General features: G+C 60.3%; 1 protein-coding gene. It reads right to left on the reverse strand.

Going from position 1 to position 965, the window contains the following annotated elements; translation table 11 throughout:
* Positions 1-965, reverse strand: a 965-nt coding sequence (gene groEL, locus JZX87_RS31015; RefSeq protein WP_206829652.1) for a chaperonin GroEL, incomplete at both ends; no start/stop codon positions are given.

Below are 965 nucleotides of genomic sequence, written 5' to 3' on the forward strand. Positions count from 1 at the left end.
ACGATAATCGAGCCTTCGGCGCCGGCATTCTCAGCGATCTGACGCACAGGTGCCTCGATCGCCCGGCGGACGATGTCGATGCCAACCCGCTGATCGTCATTGGCAGTCGGGAGACCGTCCAACGCCTTGACAGCACGCAGCAATGCTACGCCACCACCAGGCAAAATGCCTTCTTCGACGGCTGCGCGCGTTGCGTGAAGGGCGTCATCGACGCGGTCCTTCTTCTCTTTCACCTCGACTTCGGTGGAGCCGCCGACGCGGATGACGGCGACACCGCCCGCGAGTTTGGCGAGACGCTCCTGCAGCTTTTCGTGGTCATAGTCGGAGGTGGTCTCCTCGATCTGGGCGCGGATCTGGGCCACACGTCCGTCGATCTCGGCCTTGGAGCCAACGCCGTCGATGATCGTCGTGTTCTCCTTCTCGATCGCTACCTTCTTGGCGCGGCCGAGCATGTCTAGCGTGACGTTCTCCAGCTTTATGCCGACGTCTTCGGCGATGACAGTACCGCCCGTGAGGATAGCGATGTCTTCGAGCATAGCCTTGCGGCGATCACCGAAGCCCGGCGCCTTGACGGCAGCGATTTTCAGGCCGCCGCGCAGCTTGTTGACGACGAGCGTTGCGAGGGCCTCACCTTCAACGTCTTCAGCAATGATCAGCAGAGGCTTGCCCGACTTCACCACGGCTTCCAGCACCGGCAGCAAAGACTGAAGGTTGGAGAGCTTCTTTTCATGGATGAGGATATAAGGCTCTTCGAGCTCGACCCGCATCTTGTCCTGATTGGTCACGAAGTAGGGCGACAGATAACCGCGGTCGAACTGCATACCTTCGACGACTTCCAGGTCGGTCTCGGCAGTCTTGGCTTCCTCGACGGTAATGACACCTTCGTTGCCGACCTTCTCCATCGCTTCGGCCAGATACTTGCCGATCTCCTCGTCGCCATTGGCCGAGATGGTACCGACCTGGGC

Source organism: Agrobacterium sp. Ap1 (assembly GCF_017313375.1).
In the GTDB taxonomy this organism is placed as follows: Bacteria; Pseudomonadota; Alphaproteobacteria; order Rhizobiales; family Rhizobiaceae; genus Neorhizobium; species Neorhizobium cellulosilyticum.